Origin of the sequence: Synechococcus sp. MIT S9504 (genome assembly GCF_047497135.1) — a bacterium.
Classification (GTDB): domain Bacteria; phylum Cyanobacteriota; class Cyanobacteriia; order PCC-6307; family Cyanobiaceae; genus Synechococcus_C.
Map to the genome: position 1 here is coordinate 2,240,176 of NZ_CP138942.1, position 23,318 is coordinate 2,263,493.

The 23,318-nt window shown below is 59.8% G+C and carries 22 protein-coding genes; 13 read left to right on the forward strand and 9 right to left on the reverse strand.

The genetic code is table 11. The annotated features are described in order from the left end of the window. The first annotated feature begins 88 nt into the window (after positions 1-88). Genes rpsJ through SIB58_RS12505 form a run of 3 tightly spaced genes read left to right on the forward strand, consistent with a single transcriptional unit; the run spans position 89 to position 2,073 of the window. Positions 89-409, forward strand: a complete 321-nt coding sequence (gene rpsJ, locus SIB58_RS12495) for a 30S ribosomal protein S10 (protein WP_006042265.1) — start codon at positions 89-91, stop codon at positions 407-409. Positions 410-466: 57 nt separating this feature from the next. Then, on the forward strand, positions 467-1,129 hold the full coding sequence (locus tag SIB58_RS12500) for an LON peptidase substrate-binding domain-containing protein (RefSeq protein ID WP_066904599.1): 663 nt from the start codon (positions 467-469) through the stop codon (positions 1,127-1,129). Beyond that, entirely contained in the window at positions 1,129-2,073 is a 945-nt protein-coding gene (locus SIB58_RS12505; RefSeq protein ID WP_066904602.1) for a methyltransferase domain-containing protein, read from the forward strand. The genes SIB58_RS12500 and SIB58_RS12505 overlap by 1 nt, the downstream gene beginning before the upstream one ends. Here the strand turns inward: SIB58_RS12505 and pheA are convergent. Then, on the reverse strand, positions 2,070-2,909 hold the full coding sequence (gene pheA / locus SIB58_RS12510; RefSeq protein ID WP_066905003.1) for a prephenate dehydratase: 840 nt from the start codon (positions 2,907-2,909) through the stop codon (positions 2,070-2,072). The genes SIB58_RS12505 and pheA overlap by 4 nt on opposite strands. A 50-nt stretch (positions 2,910-2,959) precedes the next feature. Here pheA and SIB58_RS12515 point away from each other — a divergent pair, with 50 nt between their 5' ends. Continuing rightward, on the forward strand, positions 2,960-3,565 hold the full coding sequence (locus SIB58_RS12515) for a DUF1997 domain-containing protein (RefSeq protein ID WP_066904604.1): 606 nt from the start codon (positions 2,960-2,962) through the stop codon (positions 3,563-3,565). On the opposite strand, the gene SIB58_RS12520 is transcribed toward SIB58_RS12515, so the two are convergent. The 3 genes from SIB58_RS12520 to SIB58_RS12530 form a co-directional block, all read right to left on the reverse strand. Next, positions 3,506-4,078, reverse strand: a complete 573-nt coding sequence (locus SIB58_RS12520; protein ID WP_066904607.1) for a ribonuclease HII — start codon at positions 4,076-4,078, stop codon at positions 3,506-3,508. The genes SIB58_RS12515 and SIB58_RS12520 overlap by 60 nt on opposite strands. Continuing rightward, complete coding sequence (locus SIB58_RS12525) at positions 4,075-6,000, reverse strand: Rne/Rng family ribonuclease (RefSeq protein ID WP_067326076.1); 1,926 nt, start codon at positions 5,998-6,000, stop codon at positions 4,075-4,077. The genes SIB58_RS12520 and SIB58_RS12525 overlap by 4 nt, the downstream gene beginning before the upstream one ends. A 262-nt stretch (positions 6,001-6,262) precedes the next feature. Next, positions 6,263-8,842: a TIGR03960 family B12-binding radical SAM protein gene (locus SIB58_RS12530; protein ID WP_231856960.1), complete on the reverse strand. Its 2,580-nt coding sequence runs from the start codon at positions 8,840-8,842 to the stop codon at positions 6,263-6,265. Between the two features lie 146 nt (positions 8,843-8,988). Here SIB58_RS12530 and SIB58_RS12535 point away from each other — a divergent pair, with 146 nt between their 5' ends. The 3 genes from SIB58_RS12535 to SIB58_RS12545 all read left to right on the forward strand — a co-directional run bounded on the left by SIB58_RS12535 (position 8,989) and on the right by SIB58_RS12545 (position 11,445). Further along, positions 8,989-10,215, forward strand: a complete 1,227-nt coding sequence (locus SIB58_RS12535) for an LL-diaminopimelate aminotransferase (protein ID WP_066905005.1) — start codon at positions 8,989-8,991, stop codon at positions 10,213-10,215. A gap of 49 nt (positions 10,216-10,264) precedes the next feature. After that, on the forward strand, positions 10,265-10,585 hold the full coding sequence (gene clpS / locus SIB58_RS12540) for an ATP-dependent Clp protease adapter ClpS (protein ID WP_066904616.1): 321 nt from the start codon (positions 10,265-10,267) through the stop codon (positions 10,583-10,585). A 104-nt stretch (positions 10,586-10,689) separates the two neighbouring features. After that, entirely contained in the window at positions 10,690-11,445 is a 756-nt protein-coding gene (locus SIB58_RS12545; protein ID WP_082823331.1) for a CPBP family intramembrane glutamic endopeptidase, read from the forward strand. On the opposite strand, the gene SIB58_RS12550 is transcribed toward SIB58_RS12545, so the two are convergent. Then, positions 11,409-13,025: a photosystem II high light acclimation radical SAM protein gene (locus SIB58_RS12550; protein ID WP_066904621.1), complete on the reverse strand. Its 1,617-nt coding sequence runs from the start codon at positions 13,023-13,025 to the stop codon at positions 11,409-11,411. The two genes, SIB58_RS12545 and SIB58_RS12550, sit on opposite strands and share 37 nt — an antisense overlap. 174 nt (positions 13,026-13,199) lie before the next feature. Between SIB58_RS12550 and psbA the strand changes: the two genes are divergently transcribed. Together psbA and SIB58_RS12560 are read left to right on the forward strand one after the other, a co-directional pair. Beyond that, positions 13,200-14,279, forward strand: coding sequence for a photosystem II q(b) protein (gene psbA / locus SIB58_RS12555; protein WP_066904623.1), 1,080 nt, complete (start codon positions 13,200-13,202; stop codon positions 14,277-14,279). Between the two features lie 179 nt (positions 14,280-14,458). After that, positions 14,459-16,042, forward strand: coding sequence for a permease (locus SIB58_RS12560; protein WP_156486650.1), 1,584 nt, complete (start codon positions 14,459-14,461; stop codon positions 16,040-16,042). On the opposite strand, the gene SIB58_RS12565 is transcribed toward SIB58_RS12560, so the two are convergent. The 3 genes from SIB58_RS12565 to SIB58_RS12575 are packed head-to-tail and all read right to left on the reverse strand — an operon-like array spanning position 16,034 to position 19,040. Next, positions 16,034-17,014 (reverse strand): glycine betaine ABC transporter substrate-binding protein, encoded by a 981-nt coding sequence (locus tag SIB58_RS12565; protein WP_067326469.1) that lies wholly within the window; start codon positions 17,012-17,014, stop codon positions 16,034-16,036. The two genes, SIB58_RS12560 and SIB58_RS12565, sit on opposite strands and share 9 nt — an antisense overlap. Further along, positions 17,011-17,907 carry an ABC transporter permease gene (locus SIB58_RS12570; protein WP_066904627.1) on the reverse strand — a complete coding sequence of 299 codons (897 nt, stop codon included), beginning with the start codon at positions 17,905-17,907 and terminating at the stop codon, positions 17,011-17,013. The genes SIB58_RS12565 and SIB58_RS12570 overlap by 4 nt, the downstream gene beginning before the upstream one ends. Beyond that, entirely contained in the window at positions 17,907-19,040 is a 1,134-nt protein-coding gene (locus tag SIB58_RS12575) for a quaternary amine ABC transporter ATP-binding protein (RefSeq protein WP_066905009.1), read from the reverse strand. The genes SIB58_RS12570 and SIB58_RS12575 overlap by 1 nt, the downstream gene beginning before the upstream one ends. Before the next feature lie 241 nt (positions 19,041-19,281). Between SIB58_RS12575 and SIB58_RS12580 the strand changes: the two genes are divergently transcribed. The 4 genes from SIB58_RS12580 to aroC are packed head-to-tail and all read left to right on the forward strand — an operon-like array spanning position 19,282 to position 22,611. Then, complete coding sequence (locus SIB58_RS12580; protein ID WP_066905010.1) at positions 19,282-20,124, forward strand: class I SAM-dependent methyltransferase; 843 nt, start codon at positions 19,282-19,284, stop codon at positions 20,122-20,124. A gap of 3 nt (positions 20,125-20,127) precedes the next feature. After that, the gene (locus SIB58_RS12585) at positions 20,128-20,985 is read left to right on the forward strand and encodes an SAM-dependent methyltransferase (protein ID WP_067326363.1); all 858 of its coding nucleotides are present in this window, start codon (positions 20,128-20,130) and stop codon (positions 20,983-20,985) included. Continuing rightward, complete coding sequence (locus SIB58_RS12590) at positions 20,985-21,488, forward strand: cupin domain-containing protein (protein ID WP_066904630.1); 504 nt, start codon at positions 20,985-20,987, stop codon at positions 21,486-21,488. Before SIB58_RS12585 ends, SIB58_RS12590 begins: the two co-directional genes overlap by 1 nt. A gap of 34 nt (positions 21,489-21,522) precedes the next feature. After that, a complete protein-coding gene (gene aroC, locus SIB58_RS12595) occupies positions 21,523-22,611 on the forward strand; it encodes a chorismate synthase (protein WP_066904632.1) in 1,089 nt (362 codons plus the stop codon). 28 nt (positions 22,612-22,639) lie between these two features. On the opposite strand, the gene SIB58_RS12600 is transcribed toward aroC, so the two are convergent. Then, positions 22,640-23,296, reverse strand: a complete 657-nt coding sequence (locus SIB58_RS12600; RefSeq protein WP_066904636.1) for a hypothetical protein — start codon at positions 23,294-23,296, stop codon at positions 22,640-22,642. Between the last annotated feature and the right edge of the window lie 22 nt (positions 23,297-23,318).

Sequence of the window (23,318 nt, forward strand, 5' to 3'; positions counted from 1 at the left end):
AAATGACTCGAACGTTGCTCAAATCCGTTCGATCTGCACCTCGACAATCCACCTCTCGTGATCTCCGCAGGAGATTTCTTCGCGCTTCATGTCCACTGCAATCGCCCAGCAGAAGATCCGCATCCGCCTCAAGGCGTTTGACCGCCGCATGCTGGATCTGTCCTGCGACAAAATCATTGAAACCGCCGATAACACTGCAGCAACGGCGATCGGGCCCATTCCCCTGCCGACCAAGCGCAAGATTTACTGCGTTCTTCGCTCACCCCATGTGGACAAGGATTCCAGGGAACATTTCGAGACCAGGACCCACCGCCGAATCATCGATATCTACAGCCCTTCCGCCAAGACAATCGATGCTCTGATGAAGCTCGATCTGCCCAGCGGCGTGGATATTGAGGTCAAGCTCTGAGCCGAGCCCGTTCATTCAGTCAGCTGCCTAGGATTCGAGCCCTCGACAATTTCCTGCGTGGCTGACCTGTCCGTCAGAGAGCTTCCGTTATTTCCTCTGCCGGATGTCGTTCTGTTCCCCAGCGACGTGCTGCCCCTGCACATTTTTGAGTCGCGCTATCGGATGATGCTGCAGAGCGTCCTGGAAACCGATCGACGCTTTGGTGTCGTCCGTTGGGACCCCCGCAGCCAAAGCATGGCGACCATCGGCTGTTGTGCCGAAGTGATCCAGCATCAGACGGGGGAGGACGGTCGCAGCAACATCGTGACGCTCGGACAACAGCGTTTTCGGGTGCTGAATGTGACCCGTGAGACGCCTTTCCGTACGGCCATGGTGAGCTGGATTGAGGATGAGCCTGAGAGCGATCTCGATCAGCTTCACACCCTCAGCGATTCCGTCACCAAAGCCCTCAGAGATGTGGTGGAACTGACAGGCAAGCTCACCGATTCCCCCACCGCACTTCCTGAGGATCTGCCCGACCTGCCAAGAGAGCTGTCGTTCTGGATCGGTGCTCACCTGGGTGGCCCCGTGGCAGATCAACAGCAGGAACTTCTTGAGCTCACGAGTACCCGTACCCGTCTCGAACAGGAGTTCGAAATGCTCGATGAAACCCGTCGTCAGCTGGCTGCACGCACCGTGCTGCGCGACACCCTCTCCTCCGCCGATTCCGGCAACGGTTGATGTCTCTCACCACTTTTCTGGCTCCGGCCGTGATCGGTCTCGCCGCCGCTGCAGGGGCTTATGGACTCTGGACTCGACGTAGCCGGACCTATCACTCCAGTGAAAGCGTCGCTTCTGCCTATGACGCCTGGACTGAAGACCGGCTGCTCGAGACCCTCTGGGGGGAGCACGTGCATCTTGGACATTACGGAGATCCTCCGATTCGACGGGATTTCCGCCGTGCCAAAGCCGATTTCGTGCACGAACTCGTGCATTGGAGTGGGTTGGATCGCCTGCCCCCCGGATCAAGGGTGCTCGATGTGGGCTGCGGGATCGGCGGCAGCGCCAGGATTCTCGCCAGGGACTATGGCTTTGACGTACTCGGCATCAGCATCAGTCCCGCACAGATCCAACGGGCCACGGATCTAACGCCGGACAACCTGTCCTGCCGCTTTGCCGTGATGGACGCGCTGAACCTGAATCTTGCGGACGCTGAATTCGACGCGGTGTGGAGTGTGGAGGCAGGCCCCCACATGCCGGATAAGCAACGGTTTGCTGATGAACTCCTCAGGGTTCTGAAACCGGGTGGAGCATTGGCTGTCGCTGATTGGAACCGTCGCGATCCTCGCGACGGTGCGCTGGATGCCCGGGAGCGCTGGGTGATGCACCAGCTGCTCACTCAGTGGGCTCATCCCGAATTCGCCAGCATCCCGGGGTTCCAGCACAACCTGGAAAGCAGCTGTCAACGCAGGGGGCTGATCGATACAGCAGACTGGACCAGGGCGACTCTCCCTTCCTGGAATGAATCGATCCTGGAAGGGTTCCGACGGCCCGCCGCCGTGCTCAAACTCGGCCCGCCCGCTCTGCTTCAAGGCCTGCGCGAAACTCCAACGATGTTGTTGATGCGCTGGGCATTCGCCCGGGGAATGATGCAGTTCGGCGTGTTTCGCCTCGCCTCTGATTAGTTGAATTCCGAGCTGGGATAAGCGCCGAAATTGGCCAGATGCTCACACAGCGGGCTGAGAAGGGCCTCGAGTTTGCTCAGCACGTCATCCACACAGGAAGCTGGCAACTCCACATCCACAAAGAACACGTATTCACCCAACTCGCGTTTCGACGGTCTCGACTCGATTCTGCTCATGTTCAGGCCCAGGCCGGCAATCGCCTGAAGAGCTTCGATCAGGGCCCCAGGAGCATTGCGATGCAGAGAGAAGGCCAGGCTTGCGATCTGCCCATCACGCAGACGCTCTCCGCGATGCAGCAGCAGAAAGCGGGTCCTGTTGCCCACAACATCATTCACCGGGAACGCCAGTTCCCCGAGACCCTGCAGTTCGCCAACGGAGCGATCCGCAATCGCTGCTCTGAAACGGCTGCCTTTGACCATCCGAGCGGCTTCCGCCGTGGATGTGGTCGGTAGTTGGAGCGCCTGCGGCAGATGGGTTGCCAACCAGCCGCTGCATTGCGCCAGCGCCTGAGGGTGAGACAGAACCTCAGTCACGCTCTCAATCGAACCACTACTGAGCAGGGCGTGGCGGATCGGCAGAACCAAAGCGCGTCGAATACACAGATCGGGATGAGACCAGAGGGCATCAAGACTGGCCGTGACACCACCCTCCACCGAGTTCTCAACAGGCACCACAGCAGCCTGACAACGGCCATCAGCAACATGGTCGACCACTGAACGCAGCCCGGTGCATGCCACCAACGCAGCGTCACTGATCTGTTCAAGCCGGATCATCTCCTTGGCCGCTCGCTCTCCATAGGTGCCTTCCGGCCCAAGAAACGCCATCCGAATCGGCATGGATCCAAGCACTTGCATCGATAGGATCATGCCGCGTCAGCACAAGGGGCATGACCCTTGCCTTCCGCGCCAGTCAGCATCTCGATCTGCCGGTCGCCAACCAGAGTGAACACCTGCGCAGCTACCTGCGACAGGAAGACCGGGTGATCAAAGCTCTTCTGGATGCGCGTCAGCTCGACAGAATCGGGCCTGGCCGTTACCGATACACCGTCACCACACTGCAAGTGTTTCAGCTGCAGGTCTGTCCTGTCGTTTCGCTGAAGATCGAGCAGGGTGATGGAACGATCGCCATTCAGGCGACCGATGCAACTCTGGATGGACTTGGCCTTGTCGATGACTTCCAGCTGAGCCTGGAAGCATTGCTCGAAGTGGCGGATCACGGCTTGCAGGGCGAGGCCAAGCTCGGAGTCCATGTCAGCCAGCCACCACTGCTGAAGCTGATTCCAAGACGAGTGCTGGAAAGCACCGGCGAGTCAATCCTGAACGGCATCCTGATGACGATCAAAGGTCGGGTCGGGCGACAGCTGGTGCGAGATTTTGAAGACTGGGCACTGCAACCGGCCGAGGCCGAGGAGACCACAAGTACGGAGCAGCGCTCAGACCCCGGAAAACACCTTGGTGAGGAAGGTGTGACGATGCATCGGAGTGGGACCTGAGGCCAGCAGGGCCGCTCGATGTTGAGCGGTGCCATATCCGGCATGGCGTTCCAGTGCGTAACCAGGGAAATGTTGCGCCAGACGACGAATCAAGGCATCGCGCGCCTCCTTTGCCAGCACGCTGGCGGCAGCAATCGAGGCCTCACAGCTGTCACCACGCACGATGGTGCGCTGAGCGCCTGTCCAGAGACGCAGAGGCAGCACTCCATCCACCAGAACCAACTCTGGGACCTGGGAAAGTTTTTGAAGAGCACGAAGCATGGCGAGCTCCGTCGCCACCCTGATCCCCTTAGCATCCACATCACGCGCGGCCGCCTGCCCAAGTGCCCAGCTGGTCGCTCGAGCTTCAATCTCGGGAACCAGCGCAGCTCGGCGCTTGGGAGAGAGGGCTTTGCTGTCGGTCAGGCCGAGATCGGAGAGTTCATTCGCGGCGGCATCAGTGAGGCTGACCGCCGCAGCGAAGACAGGGCCGAACCAGCATCCACGGCCAACCTCATCAACGCCAACAATCACTCGGCGGTGGCGGAAGATCGTCGACGGCGACGGCCCGGGCGGGCCTCTTCAACGGGCTTCTCAGGCTCGGCGACTGCTGCTGCAACGGGTTCAGGAAGCTGTGACTCAGGTCCAGCAGCCGTTTGCGACGGTGTCGGGACGTCGTTGGTGGGGGTCACCTCCAGCGGGGTGATCTCAACCAGCAATGGTGCTTCTTCAGCGGTACCCGAGGCAGACACGGGCGAAGCTGTCGGAGCGGTTGAACCATTGCGCCCACCTCCTCGACCTCCACGGGAGCCGCGACGACGGCGGCGACCTGAACTGGCAGCGAGCTGCTGTCTCGCGTCCTCCAGGACCGAGTCGGCATCTTCCCCCGGTCGCACCACACGCACCAGCAGGTTGTCATTTTCAGGAGGTGGATCCAGCAGAAGCACAGGATTCAGACCCAACCAGCCAAAAACCCTTTCCTGGTCGTCGTCCATCGGCACAGCGACCAGTTCAGGATCCTGACGGCGGTTAGCGCCCGCAGGCTCCATGGCCTCCGATGTGGATTCACCGGCAACAGTGGTCTCCAGGGTCGAATCAACCAACTTGGTCTCAGTGGATCCATTAGGCCGGCCGCGGCCACCCCGACGGCGGCGGCCTCCCCCTGAGTCAGCAGAGGCAGGGACTTCCGCACGCACCGATGTTGCTGACCTCACAAGGCCTGTGGCAGCAGCTTGAGGCTGAGGAAGATCCTTACCAGGAAGCACTGCCTCGTAACCAGGGGAGACTCGACCGAACAGCTCGTAAATGTTCTGACCCTGACGCTTGCGCGTCATCTCAACCAATCCCAGCTCGGTGAGTTGCGCAATCTGAGGGCGTGCCGTGTCATTGCGCATCGCTGTCATGAAGTGCTCCAGCAACTGAAGCTGATCACGCCGGGAATCCATGTCGATGAAGTCGACGACGATCACACCCCCGATATTGCGGAGCTTCAACTGCCGTCCAATCTCGACAGCGGCTTCGCAGTTGGTCCAGAGAACGGTCTCACGGGCATTGGCGGAACGGGTGAACGAACCCGAGTTCACGTCAATCACGGTGAGAGCTTCCGTGGGCTCGATGATCACGTAGCCGCCGGATGGAAGATCCACCCTCGGTTTCAACGCATCACGGATGGCCGCATTCACCTTGAAGTGCTCAAGCAGCTCGTCGGATTCGGTGTGTGCCTCCACCGACACGTTGGACCCTTCCTGGCCCAGGAAGGTGGTCACTCGGTCGACGGCGGCGGCATCATCGAGCACCACGCGAGCCAGCTCAGGGCCGGTGTGATCTCTGAGAATCCGATGGATGAAATCCTCGTCCCGATTGAGCAGAACAGGCGGCGAAGCGGTTTCAGCAGCTTTCTGAATCGCTTCCCACTGACGCAGCAAGGACTCGAGATCATCAATGAGCAGGTCTTCACTGACTCCCTCCGCTTCCGTGCGGATGAGCAGACCCGCACCCGGCGGTTTCACCAACACACCCAGAGCTCGCAGGCGATTGCGCTCCCCTTCGGCGCTGATGCGGCGGGAGATATTCACGCCCTGACCACTGGGCTGCAACACCAGATAACGGCCTGGCAGAGCCAGATTTCCGGTGAGTCGAGGGCCCTTTGTGCCGGTGGGTTCTTTCATCACCTGAACCAGAACCTTCTGGCGCGGTTCGAGCAGCTCAGTGATGCCTGCGGCGCCTTTTTTGAGCCGCAGCGGACCCAGGTCGCTCACATGGATGAACCCGTTTTTCTCACTCTCACCAATGTTCACAAAGGCGGCGTCAATCCCCGGGAGCACGTTCTCCACTGTTCCGAGGTAAACGTCACCGATCTGATAGCGGCCTTGCGCCACGATCAGCTCATCAACACGGTCATCGGACAGAACCGCTGCGATTCGCAACTGCTCGGCGATGACGATTTGCTGGGGCATAAACAGGAACTGACGACGCCCGTCAGGGCAGATGCCGATCAGCGAGCCGCTGGCTCCAAGATCGGGGGTGAATTGGAATTGCTTTGAGAAGACCCTTGGGTCGAAATGGCACGGAGTGAATCACTCCTATAGCAGATCAGTGTCAGCGCGAGGGCGCTGGCTGGAAAGAAGGCCTAGGCCTCTCGTTCCAAACAATGATTGGGACAAGAAGTCCGGGACGAATCCGTGGCTCAAGCCTCTGGATTGAAGTCCTGATTTGAATTTAGCACTGCAACAGAGTCAGCTCCACCCGTCGAACACGGGAGAGTGACAAGTCAAACCCCAGATGTTGCGAGAGCCAGAACTGCAACTGGGCCGGCTTGAGACTGCGACCCTGGGAATCAACGGAAGCGATCAGCTCCAGCTCCGCACGGCATCCGACCGCACCGGAAGAGGGCTCAGCCTGCCCCAGAAGGCGCAGACTCTGGAGCAGGTCACGGACATCACGACGACGCGGTCGACCCTTCTTATCGGTGTCTTCCCAGATCAGCTCCTGCTGAGCAAGCAGTGCCGAGACGGCCTGCGACCAGGCAGCGGATTCACAGCGCGACAGCAGCTCAGAGCCACTGAGAACGAAACGCCAGCGACTGGTTCGCAACTGCTGAGCAAGGCTGGGGGATGACACGGCCACTTCTTCAGCCGTGATCAAACGCAATCCCGGTGGCAGTGTCTGCTGCCAACGCTCCTTCACCATCAGCGCATCCACCATCTCCACAAATTCCAGATCCATCCATTCACCTTCCCCTTCCACTCCCAGAGGAAGCGCAAGCGCCAGCTGCAGCCGAGGCAAGGGATGAAATCCACCTGTGAAGCTCACGGGCAGCTCAGTCCTGCGCAACGCCCGCTCGAGAAGCCGCACCAGATCCAGATGACTGAGCAGCGCCATCGCTCCGGTTTTGCTGAAACGAAAGCGAATGCGACAGGCACGATCGCTGGGTGGTGCCTGCTGAGGCCTGGCCACTGGAACCTCAGGTGGAGCCACCACAACGTTGTGGCCCAGATCGGGGCCGCAGACACCGCAGCTGCTGCATGCCTCAAACGAGCAGTCAGGCACAACGCTTGAGGCAAGCGCATGCTGCAGATCCTGCGCCAGCCAGCCCTTGTCGATGCCGCTGTCAATGTGATCCCAGGGCAGGGGTTGCCGGCAGAAGGCCTCAAGATCATCACGATCCAGCGCCGACACTGCGCTCCAGCCACCAAGCTCCATCTGCCGGTAACGGCCTTCAAGCCCGGCCTCTGCAATTGCAGTGGTCCAGGCGTTATGGGTGCGATCGAGGGCCTCAAACCAGGCATCCATCCCCGCACCGGCACGCCAGGCCGCTTCGATCACAGGTGCCAGTCGCCGGTCTCCTCGACCGACAAAATCCTCCATCGCCGAAAGGCGCACATCCGTGAAGTTGAAGCGCACACCCCGAAGGCTTCGTCCTGCATCACGCAGGAGTTGCTGACGTCGGAGAAACTCAGCTGTGGAAACGCTGTGCCACTGAAAAGGCGTGTGGGGCTTGGGTGTGAAATTGCTGATGGTGGTGTTGAGGCTGAGGCGGCCCAGGTCGCGACAACACTCCTGAAGCATCCGGCAGGTTTCGGCGATCCCGAGCACATCGGCATCGGTCTCTCCCGGTAGCCCGATCATGAAATAGAGCTTGACCTTGCGGTAACCGTTCTGCATCGCCGTACGGATGCCCTGCAGAAGGTCGTCGTCGGTCAGCCCCTTGTTGACGATATCCCGCAGACGCTGAGTGCCGGCTTCCGGAGCGAACGTGAGTCCTGCCTTGCGGGCACCTCCAAGAATGTGAGCGATGTTCTGGTCAAAACGATCGACCCTTTGGCTGGGGAGCTGAAGCGTGACATTGCGATCTGCAAGCCGATTACGCAGCTCCACTCCCACAGCAGGGAGCGCAAGGTAGTCACTGCAGCTGAGCGAAAGCAGTGAGAAATCGCTGTAGCCCGTCTGACGCATGCCGGTCTCAACGGCCTCGATCACGGCTTCGGGCTCCACATCTCTGGCCGGCCGCGTGAGCATGCCCGGCTGGCAGAAACGACAGCCACGCGTGCAGCCCCGGCGGATTTCCACCGTCAGCCGGTCATGGACTGTTTCCACATGGGGGACCAGACCCATGGCGTAATGGGGCATCGGCGTGGCAACCCTCCGAAGCACCCGCTTGGGCAGTCCTGGCTTCAGCGGTTCAAGGCCCACCCCATCCGGGCCCGGAGCATAGAGAGAGGGCACATAAACCCCTGGCACCAGAGCCAGATCAAGCAGCAGATCCGAACGGGTCAGGCCTGCCTGCTTGCCTTCGGCCAGCACCAGGCCGATCTCCGGTAACAGCTCCTCACCATCTCCCAGGGCGATGAAATCGAAGAAGGCGGAGTAGGGCTCTGGATTACTTGTGGCTGTTGGCCCCCCCGCAAAGATCAGTGGCGGAGCCTGCGGGTCACTGAGCGGAAGGTCTCCGCGGTCTGCCGCTCGGATCGGAACCCTGCAGAGATCCAACATCTCGAGGATGTTGGTGGCTCCCAGCTCATAGCTGAGACTGAAGCCGAGGATGTCAAAAGCGTTGAGAGGCCAGCGGCTCTCCACACCGAACAGAGCCTGCTCACGCTGCTTGAGGCGGTCGGCCAGATCAGCTGCCGGGAGATAGGAGCGATCACACACCTGCCCAGGCAGGGCATTGAGAATCGAATAGAGAATGATGTGGCCCAGATTGCTGGAGCCCACCTCATAAAGCTCGGGATAAGTGAGGGCCCAGCGAACCCTGGCACCGTTCCAGTCCCTTGGCTTTACGCCGAGCTCATGGCCCATATAGCGAGCCGGCCTGTTGATGCCCGCATCCACCAGCTCATCAAACGCCACAGGAGCGATGGATGTATTCAACGCGACGGTCACGGTCTTCCGACCCGACTTCCTTCATCGTATGTAGCAGGATGCCCGCAGAAATCGGTCTTTCTGTGGTTCAGGTCAACGGCAATTACCTCAAACTCAAGGCGGGCTATTTGTTCCCTGAAATCGGACGTCGGGTGAAGGCCTTTGCTGCCGCCAACCCTGATGCAGCCCTGATCCGCCTAGGCATTGGCGACGTGACAGAACCTCTGCCCAAGGCCTGTCGCGAGGCGATGAAAACAGCCATTGATGAGATGGGCACCGCAGAAGGTTTTCACGGCTACGGCCCTGAACAGGGTTACGGCTGGCTGCGGGAGGCCATCGCCAAGCACGACTTCCAGGCACGCGGATGTGACATCAGCGCCGAGGAGATCTTCGTTTCCGATGGCTCCAAGTGCGACAGCAGCAACATCCTGGACATCCTCGGTGCGGGGAACAAGATCGCCGTCACAGACCCTGTCTACCCCGTCTACGTGGACAGCAATGTGATGGCCGGTCACACCGGCGATGCCGGTGACGAAGGGCGCTATGCGGGTCTGACCTATTTGCCCATCAGTGCCGACAACAGCTTCACTGCCGAGATCCCCAGCGAACCGGTGGATCTGGTCTACCTGTGCTTTCCCAACAACCCCACAGGTGCCGTGGCAACGAAGGAGCAGCTGAAAGCCTGGGTGGACTATGCCCGCGCCAACGGCTCTCTGATCCTGTTCGACGCCGCCTACGAGGCCTTTATTCAGGACCCGAGCCTTCCCCACTCGATCTTCGAAATCGAAGGAGCCCGTGAATGCGCCATTGAATTCCGCTCGTTCTCCAAGAACGCCGGCTTCACCGGCACCCGCTGCGCGCTCACCGTTGTTCCCAAAGGACTCAAGGGCAAAACCACGGGCGGCGAGGCGGTTGAACTCTGGGGCCTGTGGAACCGCAGACAGAGCACCAAGTTCAACGGTGTGAGCTACATCATTCAGCGTGGCGCAGAAGCCGTTTACTCCGATGCTGGCCAGCAAGAAGTGAAAAACCTGGTGACCTTCTATATGGAGAATGCCGCGATCATCCGTCGCGAACTCAGCGCAGCTGGCCTCACCGTCTATGGCGGGGAGCACGCTCCCTACGTGTGGATCAAGACTCCTGATGGCATGGACTCCTGGGGTTTCTTTGACCATCTGCTCAATCAGGCGAATGTGGTGGGGACTCCGGGAAGCGGCTTCGGCGCAGCCGGAGAGGGTTACTTCCGCCTCTCGGCATTCAACAGTCGAGACAATGTCGACAGCGCCATGGCGCGAATCAAGGCCCTCTGACTCGCCAGCTGTGCTCCCATCCCCTTTAAATTCGATTTATCTGAGAACCATGGTCATGGCGGTGGACACCCCCAGCCGTAGCCCAGGTGGAGCAGCCGTTCTGGACAAGGCACCGGAACAGGTCCGCAAGCGCTCTCCCCGGTACAAAGTGCTGCTTCACAACGACCCGGTCAACTCCATGGAGTATGTGGTCACCACCTTGCGCCAGGTCGTTCCCCAACTCAGTGAGCAGGACTGCATGGCTGTGATGCTCGAAGCTCACAACACAGGCGTGGGGCTTGTGATTGTCTGCGACCTGGAGCCGGCCGAGTTCTACTGCGAAACGCTCAAGGGCAAAGGGCTCACCAGCACAATCGAGCCGGAGGAGTAATCGTCAAACCCACTGCTGAAGCCTGGGATGGCCTGCTCAGCCTTCAACCCCGCTGGGTCTCAGCGATTGTCCTGATACCCGCGCTCTACGGACTGGGGTGGTTGATGGCACAGCCCCTCGGTTTGCTGATTCCTGGTGTCTCAGCTTCCCGGCTGTCGCTGATCGGCACGGTCATCACGTTTGTGCTGTTCATCCTGGTGTTACCCAGCTGGGTGCGCCAACGCTGGAACAGCCGTCAGCCCTGGCTGACCCTCGGCGTTCGCAGCCGCCGCGGCGAGGCATCACCGGGGTCGTGCCTGGTCCAGGGCCTGCTGCATTCCGCAGGCCTGCTGGCCCTGATCTGCCTGCCCTTGCTGCTTGGATCCTGGGGGCGCTGGCTCGGAGAGCTCACCACGGCGGATGTCATCAACGCCTTGTTGCTCTGTTTCGGACTGGGCTTGGCGGAGGAACTGCTCTTCCGGGGCTGGCTATGGGGAGAGCTCAACGTACTCGCTGGCCCTCGCTCAGCCGTCATCGGTCAGGCCCTGATTTTCAGCCTCGCGCACACCCGATTTGATCAGGGTTTTCTGCCGATGCTCGCACTGCTGACAGGCTTATGGCTGCTTGGTCTGATCCTTGCAGTGCAGAGGCGTCTAGACGGTGGTTCCCTCTGGGGTTGCGTCGGATTGCACGGCGGGCTGGTCGGCGGCTGGTTCGCGCTGCGAGCCGGGTTGCTGCAGGTCTCCCCCAATGCTCCTCAATGGCTGATCGGCCCCGGAGGAGCCCATGCCAACCCCCTTGGCGGACTGATCGGCATCATCGCTTTAAGCGTTTTGCTCTGGCGTCAGCTCACAGCCTTGGCTAAGGCGGCTCGACCCTGAAGCGGTGCTCGGAGTGCTTCCTGCAGAGGGGCCACCCCGTAATCCCTCTCAAGCAGTGACATCACGGTTCGGCCGAAATCGGAAGGATCAAGATCAAAGGCCTCCAGACAAATCCTGCCGAACGTGCTGCCCATGGGCTCGGGATTCCAGAGCAGCTTGCGCGCCGTCCAGGGCATCATGCTCATCGGGTTGTAACCGGGCTTGATCAGTCCCTGGTCGAAGCCGTACTGCTCCAGGTGAGTGTGGGGCTGCAGCCCGATGAAGAAAATCGCGGGCTCCACGAGATCGGCGCCAAAGATGCGCTCCAGCTCACGGTGATAGGCAACGGTCTGACGAATCGTCTCCGGACGCTCGTCGATCACGTTGAACGAGTAATTCACCGAGACATGGTCGCGGAAGCCGGCATCCGCCAGCATCCTGCAGCTTTCCAGCACCGTGCGCAGGTTGTAGCCCATGCGCATTTTGCGCACGAGCTCCTGGGATCCTGAGGTGATACCGATTTCGAAGTAACTCATCCCGGTCTCGACCATCAGCTGAGCAAGCTCAGGATCGAGATTGTCGGCCCGGATGTAGGCAGCCCAGCGGATATCGGTGAGACCCTCCGCCTTGATGGCTCTCAAAAGCTCCTTGGCGTCCTCGATGTAGCGCTTGGCAGGAATGAACTGGGCATCGGTGAACCAGAAACCTCGAACACCTCTGTCGTAGAGCTGACGCATCTCCGAAACCACCGACTGAACAGGGTTCAGGCGTACCTGCTTACCCTCCACAGCCGTGTAGACGCAGTAACAGCAGTTATGGGGACAGCCACGCTTGGTCTGCACTCCAACGTAGAAATCGCCTCCCTCGAGATACCAGTCGAGCTGAGGCCAGATCGAAGCGATGTAGTCGTAGTCGCATGCCGTTTTCGGTCGACTTTCCGGTTGCTCATGGATCAACCCCGGCCGAGGGGGCTCGCCGACCACGAAACAGCGCTCGCCCTCGAGTGATTGACCGAGAAGCAATTTCTCCAGAAGAGGCTCACCCTCACCGACGGACACAATCGTTCCCTTCGGTAAAGAGCGACCGAGCTGTTCATAGAAAACGCTAACAGCACCTCCGCCAAGTACGGCCCTGGCTTCAGGACGATGGCGCCTCGCTCGACGCAGCCCCCTGCGCACCAGAGCCTGATTGCGTGAGAGCTCTCCGTAGTGGCTGGTCATCAGCCGGAGTCCACCAAGGGCACCGTGCAATCGCTTCAGGGGATTGCGGGCATAGAAAACCTCAAAGGAATTCTGAAGAGGGTTCCCACCCCGACCATCAACGGGGGCATAGATCTGAATGTCCCTCCAGGAGAACACCAGGAGAGTGGGGCGGAACTGATCAATGGTGATGCGCAGAACACGGTGCACATCAAGAACCGGCAAAGCAGCCAGATCAAGAATCCGCTGAGGAACCCCAGGAAAACATTTATGCAGATGATCAGCGAGATAGATCGGGCCGATCGGAAAAATGGGATTACAGGGCAGACGAACCAACAGCACCCTTTCGCCGGAATGCTTGGGCTGAGACAAAAGCTCAGGCGGTTGCAGGAGGCCTTGCATGGTCTGGACGCTAACAACCACGTCCCTGAGAACGCCTGAGCGAGGTCTCAATGGTTCTTCACGACAGCTTCATAAAGCAGCCGACATCTTGCGCAATGTTGCTTTACAATCACGGATGGCAGGGCTTCCTGCCCTTCCGTAACCGTCTCCTCGGAGACCTTCTTTCCCGTTCTCATGACCACCACCATTCAGCAGCGCTCCGGCGCTAATGGCTGGCAGCAGTTCTGCGAGTGGGTCACCTCCACCAACAACCGCCTTTATGTGGGCTGGTTCGGTGTGCTGATGATCCCCACCCTGCTGGCTGCCACCACCTGCTTCATCGTTGCGTTCATCGCAGCACCCCCCGTCGACATCGACGGCATCCGTGAGCCCGTCGCCGGCTCCCTGATCTACGGCAACAACATCATCTCCGGTGCTGTTGTGCCCTCCTCGAACGCCATCGGCCTTCACTTCTATCCCATCTGGGAAGCTGCTTCTCTCGACGAGTGGCTGTACAACGGCGGTCCCTACCAGCTGGTTGTCTTCCACTTCCTGATCGGCATCTTCTGCTACATGGGTCGCGAGTGGGAACTCTCCTACCGCCTCGGCATGCGTCCCTGGATCTGCGTTGCTTACAGCGCACCTGTGGCTGCTGCCTCCGCCGTGTTCCTGGTGTACCCCTTCGGTCAGGGTTCCTTCTCTGACGGCATGCCCCTGGGCATCTCCGGCACCTTCAACTTCATGTTGGTGTTCCAGGCCGAGCACAACATCCTGATGCACCCCTTCCACATGCTTGGTGTGGCTGGCGTCTTCGGTGGTTCACTGTTCTCCGCCATGCACGGTTCACTGGTGACCTCCTCCTTGGTTCGCGAAACCACTGAGAACGATTCACTGAACTACGGCTACAAGTTCGGCCAAGAGGAAGAGACCTACAACATCGTGGCTGCCCACGGTTACTTCGGTCGCCTGATCTTCCAATACGCCTCCTTCAACAACAGCCGTAGCCTGCACTTCTTCCTGGCTGCCTGGCCCGTTGTCGGCATCTGGTTCACCGCCCTGGGCGTGTCAACCATGGCCTTCAACCTGAACGGTTTCAACTTCAACCAGTCCATCCTTGATGGTCAGGGCCGCGTCCTGAACACCTGGGCTGATGTGCTGAACCGCGCCAACCTCGGCATGGAAGTGATGCACGAGCGCAACGCTCACAACTTCCCCCTCGACCTGGCTGCTGCTGAGTCCACTCCTGTGGCTCTGCAAGCTCCCGCCATCGGCTGAGGCTGAAGTCTCCAAGAGATTCGGCTTTAGCTGAATCGGAAAGCCCCCTCTCACGAGGGGGCTTTTTGCTGGCTTGCTGTCCAGACAACTCAAAGCCGCATCGCCCCATCAATGCAACGGATGGTCTGGGGCGAGATCCAAAACGTGCCTATCAAGAGATCAGACCCATTGAGCCATTCATGGACATCAACCAGGTGGCACCGCTGCTGATCGGTCAATCGCTCTGGAGCGGATGGCTGATGTTCTGGGCAACGCTGTGGCCTCTGGTGCTCGGCTTCTGCCTCTCGGGCTTGGTGCAGGCCTGTGCAAGCCGCAACGCCATGGAACGCGTGATGGGATCACACAAGCCGGGAGCGATTCTGCGCGCCTCCGGGCTGGGCATGGTGTCGTCGTCCTGCTCCTACGCCGCTTCGGCCATGAGCAAAAATCTCTTCGCCAGAGGTGCCGACTTCATCACGGCCCAGGTATTCATGGTGGCCTCCACCAATCTCGTGCTTGAGCTCGGGCTGGTCCTGATCGTGCTGCTGGGCTGGCAGTTTGCCGCAGCTGAGTTCATCGGCGGTCCACTGATGATCATTCTGCTGGCGTGGTGGGGAACCCATCTGTTCCCTGTTCGCCTCACTCGACCTGCCCAGGAGAGGCTGCGGGAAAGTGCCATCGCCAATGCCGCGGACGCCGGGTCGTCCAAACCGGAGCGTCTTGGAAGCAGGCTGCGCTCACCAGCGACCTGGGCCAACGCCGCCAGTTATGCGCTGGCCGATCTAACGATGCTGCGCAAAGAGCTGCTGATCGGCTTTGTGGTGGCCGGCATGCTCAGCACCCTGGTGCCGGACGCGCTCTGGCGGATTGTATTCATGCAGAACCAGGGGATCTGGACATCGATCCAGAACGCATTGATTGGCCCCCTGATCGCCATCATCAGCTTCGTCTGCTCCGTCGGCAACGTTGCTATGGCAGCGGCTTTATGGACTGGGGGCGTGTCCTTCGGTGGCGTGATCGCGTTCATCTTCGCTGACCTGATCACATTGCCGCTGCTGTTGATCTACAGGAAGTACTACGGACCGCGCCTGGCTCTGCGCATGCTGCTCGGCCTCTGGCTGTTGATGTCCATCAGCGGCCTGGCCGTTGAGGGACTGTTCCGAATCTCAGGACTGATTCCTGACCTTCGAATCAATGCTGGGCAGAGCCTGTCGATCGGCTGGAACAGCACCACATGGCTCAATCTGGTCGCCCTCAGCATTCTTGTGATGTCTTGGTGGCTGGCTCGCAACAAAGAACGCTTCGGAGGCGGTGCCGGATATGCCCTCGATCCGATCTGCGGAATGCAGGTGGAGAAAGCCAACGCACCGGCCACGCGGAAGCGGAATGGCCAACAATTCTGGTTCTGCTCGGATCACTGCGCTGAGCACTTCGATCAGCAGACCGAGCCAGAACCCGCAACCACCCCTGAGGTGAGTCATGACAACTCCACAGACCTCGAGAAGCAAGACAAAGATCCCGTCTGCGGGATGAGCGTCAATCCCGCGAAGCCAGGCAGCCGGCGTGAACACGCCAAGGAGACGATTCTGTTCTGCAGCTCACGCTGCGCGCAGCATTTCGACGCAGAACCCGCGACCTACGTGAAGGAATCAACGGATCCGATCTGCGGAATGCAGGTCCACATCAAGCCCTCCACGCCACATCGACAGAGAGGTCAGGTGCATGCATGGTTCTGCAGCAGCCATTGCGCCGATACCTTTGATTCCCGAGAGTCATCAGCCTGAGGCAATCTCGCCGGTGCTCCAGTAGCGAACGCGCGCCGGATGCGATGCGATGTAGTCGTCAACAGCGGCCTCGGCCGACTGCTCATTGGCCTGCAGCAGAAGATCCGACATCTCCTGATCAGGCAAGTAGAAACGCGTGAGGAAACCGGCCACATCTGGCATCTCCAGATCCAGTTCAGGACGACCAAGCGCATGAATCCACTCGATACCGCCGAACACCCGTTGCGGATCCTGAAGAAAACGCAACTTGTAACGAGCGAACATCCAGTGGGGAGTCCAGCTGGTGACCACCACCCAACGTTGCTGACGGATCGCCTGATCAAGCACCGCCGTCATTGCAGCACTGCTGGACGCCACCAGCTCCAGATCATTGAGGCGATAACTCTTGAGTGCTTCGACCGAGGCCTGATTCAGACCCGAACCGGGGTCAATCCCCTGCACGCGGTTGTCGAAGCGGGCCGCCAGAGAAGGATCGCGTAAATCAGCAATGGAGGAGAGATCCGAAGCAGGCACATAGTCCGGAACCACCCAGCCCAAACGGCCTGAGTACATCGAGCCAAAGTCGACGAGCCGATCGCGTACCCGCCGGTAATAGTCACGATGCGTCAACGGCAACCATGCCATCAGCATCAGATCCAGATCACCACGGGCCAGTGAGGCGTACTGAATGCCGATATCGGCGAGAACACGCTCGACCCTCACGTTGTAAGCCTGCTGGATCACAGTCTGAGCAATGAGGCTCACCACCTCAGCATCAGCCCAGGGTGACCAACCAAGGCGCAGTGTGGGGCGTGCGGATGCAGAACCGGGCAGTGAACTGCGAGGGGCCTCCAAACCTTCCTGCCCGGAGGAGGCTGAAGAACTGAGCGAGGTGGAAGGAGCACTGAGCTTGACCAGGCTTGCAGCGGAGATCCCCGCGACCCCAAGGCCTCCGAGCAGAAAAGCTCGTCGTCGGATCTGTCGAGCGCTCATGAAGCCCTCCACAGAGACATCCAAGCGCGCAAACGCTCTTGCAGTGATGATCCACGACGACCGGCAAAGCTCTGACTGAGTCGGTCGAGGATCACCGCCAAAATCACCACGGCGATCCCTCCTTCAAAGCCCATCCCCACATCAAGCTGCTGAATTCCACGCAACACGACATCACCGAGACCGCCACCACCGATCATCGAAGCGATCACGACCATGGAAAGTGACAGCATGATCGTCTGGTTGACCCCGGTCATCACGGTGGGAACGGCATTGGGCATCTGCACCTTCCAGAGCAACTGTCGATCAGTACAACCAAAGGAGCGACCGGCTTCGATGAGGTCATCCGGAACCTGAACGATTCCCAGGTGCGTGAGCCGGACCACCGGTGGCATGGCAAAAATCAGCGTGGCCAGGATCGAAGGAACAGCGCCCGTGCTGAACAACATCACAGCCGGAATCAGATAGACAAAAGCCGGCATGGTCTGCATCAGATCCAGGCAAGGGCGCACCAGCCTCCACACCAGTCGTGAACGTGCCGAAAGAATGCCAAGTGGAAGGCCGATCAGCAGAGCAAGGCCTGACGCAGTCAGCACCAGCGAGAGGGTGGCGATCATCTCGCTCCACAGCGCCATCGAAAGCACAAGGTTGAAACCGAGCAAAACAAACAGAGCGAACCCCCCATTGACTCGCCAGAGCCCAAGCGCCGCGGTGATCAGAGCGAACAACCAGGCCGGCGGCCACTCCAGCAACCAAGCGGTGACCGAGACCAGGGCCAGGACCGACGCCTTGATCACATCAAACAATCCCTGGGCATTGGCCAACAACCACGCAACACAGAGATCGATCGCCTGACCGAGCCAACCGGCTTGAGAGGCAGCGGCAAGGATCAGCATCAGGCGCCTCCCTCCATTGCGAGCAGCAATTGACGCGGGCTGATCACGCCCAGCAGGCGCTTCTCGTGATCCAGCACTGGCACCGGCTCGGAACTGTTCGCCACCACATCAATGGCTTCCTTCACGGATGTTTCGGCTGACAACGTCCTGATGGCCGCCACGTCGAACCAGCCGCGACCTGCTCGCAAAACACCACGCAAATGCTGCAGACGATCCGTCACGTACACCGTGACGTCCCCTTGATCAGGCAGGAGTTCGTCCAGATCACACACCTGCTGATGAAGGGGAGGCTGCGCAATCGCCTCCACGGTCAGAACGGACGCCACATCGACGTCGCGGAAAAAGCGTTTGACCTCATCATTGGCGGGGTGATGCAACAACCGCTGTGCGGTGTCGCACTGCAGAAGCCGCCCGTCCTGCATCAAGGCGATCCGGTCACCGATCCTGATCGCCTCATCAAGATCATGGGAAATGAACACCACCGTGCGACGCTGCTCCTCCTGCAGCTCCAGCAACAGATCCTGCATGTCCTTGCGGATCAAGGGGTCCAGTGCAGAGAAGGCCTCATCCATCAGCAGAATCGGCGGGTCAAGGGCCAGGGCTCTGGCCAGACCAACTCTCTGCTGCATCCCACCGGACAGTTCACGCGGGCGTTTGCGGGCCTCTGCAGCCAGCCCTACACGCTCAAGAGCCTGCATGGCACGATCGATCCTCGCCTTGCGTGGCATGCCCGCAACCTCAAGGCCAAAAGCTGCATTTTCAAGCACGCTGCGATGCGGGAAGAGCGCAAACGACTGAAAAACCATCGCCATCTGATGACGGCGCAGCTCCGCCAGCTGCTGTCCGGTCATCGCGTTGAGCGAACAACCCTGAACAATCACCTCCCCTGCGCAGGGAGAGATCAGTCCATTCAACATTCTCAGCAGAGTGGATTTGCCTGAACCGGAAAGCCCCATCACCACAAAGATCTCGCCGGCGAGAATCTCCATCGAGACATTCTGAACAGCAGCCCGCACGCCACGACTGGCATAAAGAAGCTCAGGATCCACGCCCGAGCGCAGCTGCTCGATCAACTCAGAGGAGGATCCGCCAAAAAGCTTCCAGACCGACTCGATGGAGATCTCTGATTGCACTTCAGAGCCTCCGCCCAAGTCTGAGCTGCTTATAGCAGTGGCCTGACCGCTGATCAGCGATCAGGCACGATCCGTTTGCCCAAGCCTGCGTCCGCGTAGCTGACAGCTCCAAACGCCGTGATTAGGTTGCCAATTGAGCCCGTTTCGCAATGTCGACACAGCTCAGAGGGTCGGTGACGAGCTGTCAGACAGCGCCGCTGCTGTCCTTCGCACGCCCCCGCGCATAGAGGATTCGACCGGCATGACCACACTCAGAAGCCAACCGTCAGCGGAATCCGATGATTCGCAACGCTTCGGGCAGCGACCCGAACGCGTCAGGGAAACAGATCATTATCAGCAGGAATACATCGAGCAGTTCGCAGACCGCTGGGATCGCCTGATTGATTGGGATGCCAGGGAAGAAGCTGAGGGCAACTTCTTTGTGCGCTTACTGCACGAGCACGGTGCCCGATCGGTGCTGGATGTGGCCACAGGCACGGGATTCCATTCCGTCCGACTTCTGCGCGAAGGCTTCGATGTCGTCAGCGTGGATGGCAGCCCCAACATGCTTGCCCGTGCCTTCAAAAACGCCAGGGAACGCGACCTGCTGATGCGCACGGTTCATGCCGACTGGCGCTTTCTGAACCGCGACATCCACGGCGAGTACGACGCCGTGATTTGCCTGGGCAATTCATTCACCCATCTGTTCCGCGAGCGGGATCGTCGCAAGGCTTTGGCCGAGTACTACGCGGTGCTGAAGCACAACGGCATTCTGATCCTGGACCACCGCAACTATGACCGTCTGCTGGAGGGAACCTCCACAAGCGGCAAGAGCAATGTCTACTGCGGCAAGGACGTCGAAGTGGGACCGGAACACGTCGACGATGGACTGGCCCGTTTCCGTTACGCCTTCAGCGATGGCAGCACTTATCACCTGAACATGTTCCCGCTGCGCCACGGCTACGTGCGGCGTCTGATGCGCGAGGTGGGCTTCCAGAGGATCACCAGCTACGGCGACTATCAACGCGGCCACGATGATCCCGACTTCTACGTGCATGTGGCTGAGAAGGAATATCTGTTCGACACCGACATCACAGCGATCTGAGCGATGACGAGCGCTTATTCCGCCGCAGCCAGCACCGCAGCCGATTACTACGACAGTGATGATGCCGATCGGTTTTACGCAGGCATCTGGGGCGGTGAGGACATTCACATCGGCCTCTACGAGAGCCCCGAGGAACCGATCGCAACCGCAAGCCGTCGAACTGTCGACGCGCTGATTGCACTGATGGGGCAGCCTCCAGCCTCAGACACAGCGACCACACTGCAGGTTGTGGACTTCGGGTCCGGCTACGGAGGTGCAGCCCGACGACTCTGCGACAGTCCTGGTATCCGGGTGGATGCCATCAACATCTCCGCGGTTGAGAACAACCGACATCGGCTGCTCAATCAAGAGGCCGGCCTCTCTGAGCGGATCACTGTCCACGATGCATCCTTCGAGGCGGTGCCTCTGCCCGATGGCTGCGCCGATGTGATCTGGAGCCAGGACGCGATTCTCCACTCCGGTGACCGCCCAAGAGTGATGCGGGAAGCAGCTCGTTTGCTGAAACCCGGCGGCGTCATGGTGATGACCGACCCCATGGCAGCGGATGGCGTCAACGCTGATTCACTCACGGCGATTCTCGATCGCATTCACCTTGCTGATCTCGGATCACCGGAGCGTTATCAACACTGGGCAAGCGAAGCGGGACTCACAAGGACTGCATGGCATGACCGCACACCCATGCTGATCGAGCACTACAGCAGAGTGCGACTGGAATTGCGACGGCGGCGAAAGGATCTTGAATGCAGCATCACACCCGGTTATCTGGAGCGGATGGATACGGGTCTTGGCCATTGGGTTGATGGTGGACAGTCAGGAAAGCTCAGTTGGGGCTTGATGCGTTTCAGCAAACCCCTGAACTGATGGAGCCAATGCCTGAGGAGTCCCCATCAACGAATCGCTCGCCGATGGAGGTGGTGAATCAACTGATTCTGGAATGGAGCCTCGAGCAACATCCAGAGGGTGGTTGGTTCCGTGAGCTATATCGGAGCCCATCACGGGTCACCCGTGCCGATGGTCAGCAGCGGGCCGCAATCACCAGCATCCTCTATCTGCTCGATGCAGGGTCCAGAAGCCGCTGGCATGCGGTTCATCAGGCCGATGAGGTCTGGACCCATCTGCAGGGAACACCACTGAGTCTCTGGACGCTTGAACCGCAGGGAGGCCAGGCCGTACAGCACGTGCTCTCCATGCACAATCCTGTTCACGTGGTGCCCGCAGGCCACTGGATGGCAGCACGCTCAGAAGGGCAGTACTCCTTGGTGAGCTGCTGTGTCGGACCCGGTTTCGACTTCGCGGACTTCGAGATGCTTCGAGACCGGCCAGCGTCTGAACATCCTTCAGGGGCCCTGAGCGAGCTGATCTGAGCTCTCTTACGCTCAAACGAGAGAAGGCATTCCATTGGGCAGCAGTTTCGGCACCCTGTTCCGCATCAGCAGCTTCGGAGAATCCCATGGCGGCGGAGTCGGCGTGGTCCTGGAGGGTTGCCCGCCGCGAATGGAGCTCGACTTGCCAGCGATTCAGGCCGAACTGGACCGGCGCAAACCAGGCCAAAGCAGAATCACCACACCGCGCAAGGAAGCCGATCAGGTGGAGATTCTGAGCGGCGTCATGGATGGCATCACCCTGGGCACTCCGATTGCCATGGTGGTGCGCAACAAAGATCAGCGGCCCCAGGATTACCGAGAGATGGAGGTTGCCTTTCGTCCCTCCCACGCCGATGCCACCTATCAGGCGAAGTACGGCATTCAGGCCCGCAGCGGCGGAGGCAGAGCATCGGCCCGCGAAACAATCGGCCGCGTGGCGGCCGGTGCCATTGCCCGGCAGTTGCTGAGCAAGGCCCATGGCACCGAGGTGGTGGCCTGGGTCCGACGCATTCATGACCTCGAAGCCACGGTGGATATCAATGCGGTGAACCGCGAAGCCGTGGAAGCCAACATCGTGCGCTGTCCGGATTCTGCAATGGCCGAGCGGATGATCGAACGGATTGAGGCGATCGGCCGCGACGGTGACTCCTGTGGAGGCCTGATCGAGTGCGTTGTACGCAGACCTCCCGTGGGTCTGGGAATGCCTGTGTTCGACAAGCTGGAAGCGGATCTGGCCAAAGCGGTGATGTCACTACCTGCCACCAAAGGGTTCGAAATCGGCTCAGGTTTTGCCGGCACCCTGCTGAAAGGGAGCGAGCACAATGACGCCTTTCTCCCAAGCGAAGACGGTCAACTGCGGACAGCCACCAACAATTCCGGCGGAATTCAAGGAGGCATCAGCAACGGTGAGCCGATTGTGATCCGGGTGGCATTCAAGCCAACAGCCACAATCCGCAAAGAGCAGCAAACGATCAACGACCGCGGGCAGGCCACCACACTCGCCGCCAAAGGTCGGCATGACCCGTGTGTACTGCCCAGGGCCGTGCCGATGGTGGAGGCAATGGTGAATCTGGTTCTGGCCGATCACCTGCTCAGGCAGCAGGGTCAGTGCAGCCTCTGGTGAGACTGCACTGTGTGGATCAACTTGTGGATCAGCTGCGAGCCGGAGAAGGGATGCCGCTGCCGCTGCCCAGCTGAGCTGCAGCCTTGGCCATGCGTCCAGCCACTGATCCAGCGGGAGCTGACTTGGTGGCCTTGCGGGCACGTCGAGCTGCGCGTGGCTTGCTGGCAGTGCTCACGGTTGTCGACGTTGTCGTGGTCTTTTTGGCGGCTCTGGTCGTGGTCGGCTTACGCGAAGCGGGTTTCTTCAAGGAAGCCTTGGCGACCGAGGCTTTCGCTGCAGGAGACTTAGCCGTGGCGGCCTTTGCGGCAACACGCTTTTTGGCTGCGGGTTTTTTAGCCGCAGGCTTTTTGGCAGCGGTTTTTTTGGCAGCCGACTGGCGAACAGGCTTGCCTGTGGACTGACGGTTGCGATGGCTCAACACCATCACCCACTCTTCATCGCTGAGAGAAGAGGGCTTGCTGCCGTGGGCATTGGCCAGCTTGGCGGCCTTTTCGATGTCCTGAATCAGATTGACCCAGGAGGTTGAGAAACGCTTGTCGGACTGCGATCGAGCCCCGCTTTCCACCAGGGTCTCCACAACGCCGGAGGCAGTGACCTTCTTGCGTCGTCGATTGAAAATTTCCTTCTGCAACTGAGCGATCAAAGCATCAGCTTTGTCGCTCAACTTGATGGATAGCTGAGACATCGTCACCAAAACATCTCTCTTA